Origin of the sequence: Candidatus Nitrotoga sp. BS, from assembly GCF_927797785.1 — a bacterium.
Lineage (GTDB): Bacteria > Pseudomonadota > Gammaproteobacteria > Burkholderiales > Gallionellaceae > Nitrotoga.
Genome location: NZ_CAKMLL010000120.1, coordinates 1 through 8,523 on the forward strand (window position 1 = coordinate 1; position 8,523 = coordinate 8,523).

The following is an 8,523-nucleotide window of genomic DNA, read 5'->3' on the forward strand; positions in this document are numbered from 1 at the left end:
GTCATTCGTGCCAACAGTCGATTAAGTTCCAAACAGAATGGCGCACTACACTAGTTTGGTGCCCTCAACCGTGAAGCGTTATTGAATCAAAACCCCCGCAGTAGCTGGCTATAGCGATCGGTGAAACGGCCTAACAACATAATTATGAACATCTATTTATTTTGAACAGCTCGTGCTTCTAAGCCTCTTCATTTATATGTTCCGTTATGTCTGTTTGTCTTTGTTTTTTTTGTCGTCTATCCACCTTTGAGCGAAGTTCTTTCAGTAGAGGCTGCGTTTTGATACGACGACAGATGGTTCTGCGATCACCCGGTGACGCCTCTGCATTTCGCCTCTCGAGGGGATTAACTAGGCTGAGTTGATGTTCAGGTCGTGCAGTAAGAGGCCGAAAGACCTGCGATGGCTGGGTGCGCTCTAGGACGGGCTTAACTGGTTTAATTTCAGTTAGCTTTTTTACTTCATTTTTATCTTCTGGTCCGTTTAAAGACGGAGGAAGGGAATGGTTTTGTACATATTGCATGATGTTTAAATATTCTGAATTTCATGCTTGTGCAAGTTTCAGTGTTACCAGCGTCGCATGCTTTCCTAATAATGCACAAATAATTGGCGTAAACAATATTAATATTCTTTAACTGTCATGAACTGCTGGCTTGTTTAATCTAGAGAGTAAATAAATTTACGGAAGATTATAAGGAATCTTTAACGAGAATTGGAATAATTTGATTTGCTACGTTAGCTGCAGGTGCTTACCTTTAATTCTCTGGATAAGAATAAAGCGGTTCGAAAACCGCTTTATTTAATTGTACTTACAGTGAATTTATTTAACGATAGCTTTTAACTCGCCTTTGCTATATCTAATGGCCATAGCGTCCAGCGAAATCGGTTTTACTTTTGAGGCTTGACCAGCAGAACCGAAGGCTTCATAACGGGCCTTGCATATTTCTTTCATGGCTATAGTCGATTCTGCTAAAAATTTACGTGGATCGAAATTTTTTGGATTTTGCGCCAAGTAACGACGTACCGCTCCAGTAGATGCCATGCGCAGGTCAGTGTCGATATTAACTTTTCGTACGCCGTGTTTTATACCCTCGACTATCTCCGAAACTGGCACACCATAGGTTTCTCCCATATCACCGCCAAACTGGTCAATGATCTTTAACCATTCTTGCGGTACAGAAGAAGAGCCATGCATCACCAAGTGTGTATTGGGAATACGGGCGTGGATAGCCTTTATACGATTAATATCCAAAGTGTCACCGGTAGGTGGGCGAGTGAACTTGTAGGCGCCATGCGAAGTGCCAATGGCTATTGCCAGTGCATCTACACCAGTCTTTCGGACAAAATCGGCGGCTTCTTCTGGATCGGTTAATAACTGCGAGTGATCTAGTTTACCTTCCGCGCCTTGTCCATCTTCTTGCTCGCCCATGCCGGTTTCAAGCGAGCCCAGGCAACCTAACTCACCTTCAACGGATACGCCCACTGCGTGGGAAATATCAACAACTTTACTGGTTACATCAACGTTGTATTCATAAGAGGATGGAGTCTTGGCATCTTCCTTCAAAGAGCCATCCATCATTACGCTGGAGAATCCGGAACGAATCGCGTTGATACATACAGCCGGTGAGGCTCCGTGATCTTGGTGCATGACTACTGGAATGTGCGGATAAGTCTCAACTGCAGCAAGAATCAGGTGGCGCAAGAAAGCTTCACCTGCATATTTACGGGCGCCAGCTGAGCCTTGCATAATCACTGGGCTGTTAGTTTCATCCGCCGCCTCCATGATTGCCTTGACCTGTTCCAAATTATTGACGTTGAATGCGGGCAGACCGTATCCATTCTCGGCTGCATGATCCAGCAGCTGGCGTAATGAAACAAGAGCCATTTTTTTCTCCTAGAAAATTAAAAGTTAACAAAAAAATCAAAATAGAATCTGGCAGTGCACTGGAAAACTTGACTGTGCTTCAACTTCTCAGTTCTTTCGGTGATCGCCTACCCGGACAATTTTCATGGTATTAGTATAGCCAGCCTTGCCAACGGCTTCGCCTATAGTCATTACAATCATGTCACCTTCTTGTACTAATCTCAAACGTACTAGTTCATCTTCCGCTGCGCGCAACTCTACTGATGGAAGTTGGGAGGTTGTGCTAAATGCAATCGGATGCACCCCACTAAACAAAGTTACTTTACTCAAGGTTGACTCAATCGGCGTTAACGCAAATATCGGCACTCCTGCATTCATACGGGACAGCCACAGAGGAGTTGAACCGGACTGGGTCAGCGCCACAATGGCTTTGACTGTAAAGTGAGAAGCTGCATATAGCGCAGACATGGCGATAGCCTGATCGATACGCGTAAATTTCGTTTGTAGCAAACGGTGACTGGTGGAGATATCTTCCATCTCACTTTCCGCTTTAATACAGATGCGCGCCATGGATTTGATGGTTTCGATGGGATAGTCGCCCACCGCAGTTTCCGCCGACAGCATTACCGCATCGGTACCGTCCAGCACTGCATTTGCCACGTCTGATACTTCCGCGCGAGTGGGAATCGGGTTCGTTATCATGGATTCCATCATCTGTGTGGCAGTAATAACCAACTTATTTTTGGCACGCGCCATACGGATCATGCGTTTTTGCAAGCCAGGCACCGCTGCATCTCCCACTTCCACGGAAAGATCGCCTCGAGCAACCATTATAGCGTCGGATGCATCAATAATTTCGTCCAGTACGGCAATGGCTTCGGCACGCTCGATTTTAGCCATCAATAAGCTTTTGCCGCCAGCCGCTTGCATCAATTTTCGCGCCAATTGCATGTCATCAGCTGAGCGCGGGAAAGAAATAGCCAGATAGTCCGCTTTAATCAAGGCCGCAGTCTTAATGTCCTCTTTGTCTTTGTCTGTAAGTGCAGGCGCAGTCAAGCCACCGCCCTTGCGATTGATACCTTTGTTGTTGGACAACACGCCACCGCACACCACTTTGCATATAATTTGTGCACCTTTAACTTCTATTACATCGAATTCCAACATACCATCATTCAGCAACAGCACGGAACCTTTGCTGACATCGTTAGGCAAATCTTTGTAGTCGAGACCAACACGTTCCTGATTGCCGAGGCCTGTCCATTCCGCATCCAGAATAAAAGTATCCCCTTGCTTGAGAATGATTTTGTCATTCTCAATTTTCCCCACGCGAATTTTTGGTCCTTGCAGGTCGGCAAGAATTCCTATGATACGGCCACATGCAGCCGCTGCAGCGCGCACTTTTTCAACACGCGCCACATGGTCCTGTGCTGTGCCATGCGAAAAGTTCATGCGCACCACATCTACGCCAGCGAGTATCATTTTCTCCAGCACTTTTTGGTCGCTGGAGGCTGGCCCCAGAGTTGCAACTATCTTGGTTCTGCGTAACATAAATTTTCGTCTTATTTACTTCGCTGCACGTTGCTCAAGAATTTCCACAGCTGGCAATTTTTTGCCTTCGAGGAATTCTAGAAATGCACCACCGCCAGTGGAAATATAACTTACCTGATCGCTGATCTTGTATTTAGCAATCGCCGCCAGCGTATCCCCACCACCGGCAATAGAAAATGCTGGACTTTCGGCAATCGCCATGCCTAAAACTTTGGTGCCAGCGCCAAACTGGTCGAATTCAAATACGCCTACCGGGCCATTCCACACGATGGTAGCGGCATTTTTCAGGTAAGCAGCATAAGTCAGGGCAGTTTCGGGGCCAATATCAAAAATCATATCGTCATCGGTGATATCAGCCACTTTCTTAACTACTGCGGGCTCATTGGCATCGAACTTCTTACCCACGACCACATCGGTAGGTACCGGTATCGATCCGCCCTTGGTCTTGGCAGCTTGTATTAAACGCTGAGCTTCAGCCACGAGATCGGGTTCATAAAGGGATTTGCCGACGTTATAACCAGCCGCTTTAATGAAGGTATTGGCAATGCCACCTCCGACAATCAGTTGATCCACGACGTGGGACAGCGATTCCAGCACGGTCAATTTGGATGAAACCTTGGAGCCGCCAACGATGGCGATCAGCGGGTGAGCTGGATTTTTCAATGCCTTGCCCAATGCATCCAGTTCTGCTGCCAGCAGTGGGCCGGCGCACGCCATAGGCGCATACTTGGCCACACCATGAGTAGAAGCCTGTGCGCGATGCGCGGTACCAAATGCATCCATCGCATAGATGTCGCACAGCTTTGCCATTTTTTTTGAAAGCTCGTCGTTGTTTTTGCCTTCACCTTTATTGAAACGCACGTTCTCAAATAGTACGACTTCGCCATCGGCAATGGTGAAGCCGCCATCCAGCCAATCCTTAATTACCCGGACCTCTTTACCTAACAAAGAAGACAGGTGCTTGGCTACAGGCTTTAGAGAGTCGGCCTCGGAATATATGCCTTCTTCTGGACGGCCGAGATGTGACATTAACATTACCTTGGCACCCGCTTTCAAGGCATGCTGGATGGTAGGCAAGCTTGCCCGGATGCGGGTGTCATCAGTTATGGTGCCATCATCAGCTTGGGGAACATTCAGGTCTTCGCGGATAAGAACGCGTTTTCCCCTGAGATCCAAATCAGTCATTTTGATTACAGACAATTCTTTCTCCAATTAAGTATTCGAGGTGAAACGTCAGAAAAAATGCAACAATGATGAGGTAGCTCCTCACCTTGCGCGCATGTTTATTTAGCGATGATGCGAACCATCTCTAGAACCTTGCTGGAGTAGCCCCACTCGTTATCGTACCAAGATACGACCTTAACGAAGGTGCCATCCAGAGACATGCCAGCTTCTGCGTCGAAAACAGAGGTGCAACTTTCGCCTCGAAAGTCGGTAGAGACAACTTTATCGCCTGTATAACCAAGTATGCCTTTCATTGAGCCTTCGGATGCAGTCTTCATTGCGGCGCAGATATCAGCGTAGGTTGCAGCCTTATCCAGTTCCACAGTGAGGTCAACAACTGACACGTCAGAGGTGGGTACACGGAAAGCCATACCAGTAAGCTTCTTATTCAATTCGGGAATAACTACGCCAACGGCCTTTGCGGCACCAGTCGAAGACGGAATGATATTTTCGAGAATACCACGGCCACCACGCCAATCCTTGTTGGAAGGGCTGTCTACTGTCTTCTGGGTAGCGGTGGCCGCGTGTATGGTGGTCATTAGTCCGCGTTTGATGCCCCAAGTGTCGTTTAGCACCTTGGCAACAGGGGCGAGGCAATTAGTAGTGCAGGACGCGTTTGAGATGATAGTTTGGTTAGCATAAGTCTTGTCATTAACGCCGTACACAAACATCGGCGTATCATCTTTTGAAGGTGCAGACATGATGACTTTCTTAGCACCAGCGGTGATGTGTTTTTCACAGGTTTCCTTCGTGAGAAAAAGCCCAGTGGATTCGATTACTATATCAGCGCCCACTTCATTCCACTTAAGTTCGGCGGGATCCTTAATGGCAGTAAGACGTATTTTTTTGCCGTTGACGACCAAAGTGTTGCCTTCGATGGAGACGGTGCCATCAAAGCGGCCATGGACAGAGTCGAAACTCAGCATGTAGGCTAAGTAGTCTGGTTCAAGCAGGTCATTAATGCCTACTATCTCGATGTCCTTGAAATTTTTCACCGCTGCGCGGAACACCATACGGCCAATTCTACCAAACCCATTGATACCAACTTTGATTGTCATGTTTCTCTCCTGGTTTTATAACTAAAATTGTAACTGCTTAGACACATTAATTGATACTGCATTTTATGTTTAAAACGATTAATCAGTTACTTAAACTACAAACGTCTTGCAACGGTACACCACCAAAATATCCGGATGACAGGATGACCTTGAAGCGTGCCATCAGCCCTATCACTGCAACGCTATGTGTTCACTTTGATGGCAGTAAACGAATGGGTCTCGATGTTTGCATTAGCAATGCATAATCGCAACACAGGAATTGACTTGTATGACCTTACGATGATCGTCGCATCAAGGCCATGACGGACACTTTCCGCGCCCTCTAAATTTCACGATTCTCATTGTGCTGGCTCTAACTAACAGAACCATTTTATATGCATGCCCTGCGCAGCACTTATTTAATTTTCGCAAATGATACTCAAGGCTGCAACCATTATGCAGGCGTAAACACACTCAAAGATAATTGATCTATTGTGATCGGCCAAATCCTTTGTTGCCAATTCCGCGAAATAGTCAGCGGCTTAAATCGAGAATCGGGCTTTGCGAAAAAATGGCAATTTACAAATAGTTTTACCTTTGTTTTTCAGAAGCAACCCGTCAAACAAGGCCTGGATAGCCCGCTGAATCGTTACCTGAAATTTAGAGCACGCTTTTCACTGCTTTCACCACATTTTCTATGGTAAAACCGAAGTGCTTGAACAGCTCGCCTGCCGGGGCAGATTCACCAAAGGTATCCATGCCAATGACCGCACCATCCAAACCAACATACTTGTACCAGAATCCTGTCACACCAGCTTCGACAGCTACGCGTTTACTGCCTTTAGGTAACACGCTTTCCTTGTACGACTGATCTTGGCGATCAAATACATTGGTTGAAGGCATGGAAACCACTCGTACATTAATGCCGTCTTGAGCCAAGGCTTTTTGTGCATCCATGGCCAGGCCCACTTCGGAACCAGTCGCGATAATGAGTGCCTGTGGCTTGCCATTGGCGGCTTCCGACAACACATAGCCACCCTTGCGGATGTTGGTAATTTGATCTGCATCGCGCTTTTGGAAAGCCAAATTCTGGCGACTGAAGATAAGGCTGCTCGGGCCAGTTTTGCGCTCAATCGCTGCAACCCATGACACGGCAGATTCAACCGTATCACAAGGACGCCAAACGTCCATGTTTGGAATATAGCGTAGCGTTGTGGTTTGTTCCACTGGCTGGTGAGTTGGACCGTCTTCGCCCAAACCAATGGAATCATGCGTGTACACGAAAATCACGCGCTGTTTCATCAGCGCAGCCATACGCAACGCATTGCGTGCATACTCTGAGAACATCAAGAAAGTGCCGCCAAATGGTAGCAAACCGCCATGTAATGCCACACCATTCATAATGGCTGACATGCCGAATTCGCGTACTCCGTAACTAATGTAATTACCTGTTGATTTTCCATGAACGTGCATAGCGCCCGTCCAATTGGTCAGATTCGAACCGGTCAGATCCGCCGAACCGCCCAAAAATTCAGGTAGCGCCGACGCCAAACCGTTAATCGCATTCTGTGATGCCTTGCGCGAGGCGATGGTTTCCGCCTTTTCATTTGTCTTGGCGATCAAATCCGCAGCATGTTTTGTCCAGCCTGCCGGCAAATCACCCTTCATGCGCCGCTCAAACTCGTCCGCTTCTTGAGGAAAATCCTTGCGGTATTCTGCAAATTTATTGTCCCACAATTTTTCCAAACCCTCTCCCTTGGTACGTGCATTCCACGCTTGGTATACGTGCGCTGGAATTTCGAACGGCGGGTATTTCCAACCGATATGTTCGCGTGTAGCAGCAATTTCCGCATCACCTAATGCAGCACCATGCACATCATGCGTACCAGCCTTGTTCGGGGAGCCCGCGCCGATGATGGTCTTGCAGCAGATCAGAGTGGGCTTGTCAGTAACTTCCTTGGCAGCCTTGATAGCTACATCTACTGCTTCAGGATCATGGCCTTCCACATCGGCGATTACATGCCAACCATAAGACTCGAAGCGTTTGGCTGTATCGTCGGTAAACCAGGCTTCAACATGTCCATCTATGGAAATGCCATTGTCATCCCAGAAGGCGATTAGCTTCCCTAATCCCCAAGTGCCCGCCAGAGCGCAAGATTCATGCGAAATACCTTCCATCATACAGCCGTCGCCGAGGAAGACATATGTATGGTGGTTAACAATTTCGTGGCCGGGCCGATTGAATTCATTTGCCAGCATTTTTTCCGCCAGGGCAAAACCCACTGCATTGGTAATGCCTTGACCCAACGGACCAGTAGTGGTTTCGACACCAGCGGTGTAGCCATACTCTGGGTGGCCTGGAGTCTGGGAATGTAACTGGCGGAAACGCTTTAGCTCATCAATCGGCAAGTCGTAGCCGGTCAAATGCAGCAGGGCATAAATCAGCATCGAGCCATGTCCGTTGGAAAACACGAAACGGTCACGGTCAGCCCACTTAGGGTTGGCTGGATTGTGACGCATATGGTGAATCCACAAAGCTTCGGCGATTTCTGCCATACCCATGGGGGCACCAGGATGGCCAGAGTTCGCTTTTTGAACCGCATCCATTGCCAAAGCGCGAATCGCTCCAGTTATATCATTAAACTTGGGGGGGTGTACTTTACGCGCCGCAGCCATCTTCACTAACCTCCTGAACATCTTTCATAATAAGAATAAAAAATTATTGTGCACAAGCTTTTGCCACAAACAATGGGCGATTATGCCGCACTGGCCTGTTTAGGGCAACAGGAGAAAATAGTTGTGTTAGCCCCAAGTAGTAATGTCCGGTTTCTCCCAAATAGAAATGTCCGCTGG

5 protein-coding genes are annotated in these 8,523 nt (G+C 47.5%); all 5 read right to left on the reverse strand.

The features are described 5' to 3' along the window. Positions 1–817: 817 nt before the first annotated feature. Positions 818–1,882 (reverse strand): class II fructose-bisphosphate aldolase, encoded by a 1,065-nt coding sequence (gene fba / locus MJ769_RS14245; RefSeq protein WP_239237806.1) that lies wholly within the window; start codon positions 1,880–1,882, stop codon positions 818–820. Between the two features lie 87 nt (positions 1,883–1,969). Next, positions 1,970–3,409: a pyruvate kinase gene (gene pyk, locus MJ769_RS14250; protein WP_239237807.1), complete on the reverse strand. Its 1,440-nt coding sequence runs from the start codon at positions 3,407–3,409 to the stop codon at positions 1,970–1,972. Positions 3,410–3,424: 15 nt separating this feature from the next. Further along, the gene (locus tag MJ769_RS14255; RefSeq protein WP_239237808.1) at positions 3,425–4,609 is read right to left on the reverse strand and encodes a phosphoglycerate kinase; all 1,185 of its coding nucleotides are present in this window, start codon (positions 4,607–4,609) and stop codon (positions 3,425–3,427) included. Between the two features lie 83 nt (positions 4,610–4,692). Next, the gene (gene gap, locus MJ769_RS14260; protein ID WP_239237809.1) at positions 4,693–5,691 is read right to left on the reverse strand and encodes a type I glyceraldehyde-3-phosphate dehydrogenase; all 999 of its coding nucleotides are present in this window, start codon (positions 5,689–5,691) and stop codon (positions 4,693–4,695) included. A 639-nt stretch (positions 5,692–6,330) separates the two neighbouring features. After that, positions 6,331–8,346: a transketolase gene (tkt, locus tag MJ769_RS14265; RefSeq protein WP_239237810.1), complete on the reverse strand. Its 2,016-nt coding sequence runs from the start codon at positions 8,344–8,346 to the stop codon at positions 6,331–6,333. Between the last annotated feature and the right edge of the window lie 177 nt (positions 8,347–8,523).